Origin of the sequence: Lactobacillus sp. B4005, assembly GCF_026536045.1 — a bacterium.
In the GTDB taxonomy this organism is placed as follows: domain Bacteria; phylum Bacillota; class Bacilli; order Lactobacillales; family Lactobacillaceae; genus Lactobacillus; species Lactobacillus panisapium.
Genome location: NZ_JAFNOZ010000014.1, coordinates 1 through 1,484, shown reverse-complemented (window position 1 = coordinate 1,484; position 1,484 = coordinate 1). Strand labels below are relative to the sequence as shown.

2 protein-coding genes are annotated in these 1,484 nt (G+C 33.0%); both read right to left on the bottom strand.

All coding sequences use genetic code 11. From position 1 onward, the window contains the following. Positions 1-31: 31 nt before the first annotated feature. Positions 32-913, bottom strand: coding sequence for an IS3 family transposase (locus J3U73_RS10860; protein WP_267410440.1), 882 nt, complete (start codon positions 911-913; stop codon positions 32-34). Next, a partial coding sequence (locus J3U73_RS10855) for a helix-turn-helix domain-containing protein (protein WP_267410439.1) occupies positions 910-1,484 on the bottom strand: 575 nt, incomplete at its 5' end. The genes J3U73_RS10860 and J3U73_RS10855, both read right to left, overlap by 4 nt.

The window sequence follows — 1,484 nt, the reverse complement described above, 5'->3', positions numbered from 1 at the left end:
TGAAGCTAACCCCTAAAACTGGACGTTAGTTTTATATCATTTTACTTAAGGCTTGATTCCGATATTGAATCGGAGTTAAGCCTTTTAGTTTGTGCCGAATTCTATCTTCATTGTAATAACTTAGCCATTCTTTCATCGCCTTAACCAATTGTTTCTTAGTATCAAAGTGATGTGTAAAATAATTCATTTCAACTTTCATAATGTGAAAGAAACTTTCCATAGCTGCATTATCATGACATGTAGCTCTTCGTGACATGCTTTGAAATACTTTATGTTTTCGTAAAGCATGTCGATATGGATTAGATTGATATTGAATTCCTTGATCACTATGGATTGTCATTCGATAATTTAATAGCTTTGGTCTTGCAGTAAACACTCCCTCTAATCCTTCTAGAACATATCTTGTTAATGGACGATCGGTGATCGTATAACTAATAATTTCACCGCTGAATAAGTCCTTAAATGGCGATAAATATACACGATCACGGATAGTCATGTTCCCATATCTAAATTCACTAATATCAGTTACGACCTTTTGATATGGTCTATCAGTCTTAAACTTTTGATGGAACCGATTCTTAGCTTTCTTATTTTGTGGACCCTTTGAAGAATCATATTTACCGGCTCTCAGATTATATTTATTAGCTCCTAAATTGTTCTCACGCATTAAGCGTTGAACACGTTTATGATTAATCATTAGGTGATAAGTCATCCTCAGAGTATCAGTTACAGGCCAGTATCCATAACTGGCATGATGCTTCTTTATCATTTTGATAATTGAAACAAGTGCTTTATCACTGATCAGCTTCTTTTTTGGATGAGGATGGTACTCGAATGTACTTTTAGACAAACTTGTGTAGGGTAATATTTCTTTTAATTTAAAGCCAAATTCTTGCCTTAATTCATTAACTATAGATCTTTCTTCGTCCGATGTCCGCGTTTCTGAACTAAGGCATCTAGTTTTTTTAGATATTCATTTTCTACATGTAATGCACGATTCTCTAAACGTAGACGTTCAAGTTCAGTTAACTCTTGAGAAGTATATTTATGCTTCTTTGCTTTAATTTTCTTTTTATGCATTAATGGTCGTCCTTGCTTAATAAATAAAGCATCAACACCGCCTTCATTTAATTTTCTTTGCCAATTCGCAATAGTGGAATGTTGTTTAATATTAAAATGATTGGCAGTAATTTGATAGCTGGCACTATGTTCTTTTCTCCAGTTTAAGACTTCTAATTTAAATTGACCACTATATCTTGTCTTAGAAAAGCTTTTTTCCAGGCCTCTGTTACCATACTGTTGATAATTATTGATCCAACCATCAATAGATTTACGTGATGTGATATGTAATTTCTCTTGAATTTCTTTTGTACTAAATCCTCTTTGATACAAATCTACTGCTTCTAATTTAGTTTTTAGTAAATATTTAGACATAAGAAAACCCCCGAATTGGAATCTTTGTCCAATTCCGGGGGTTAACTTCA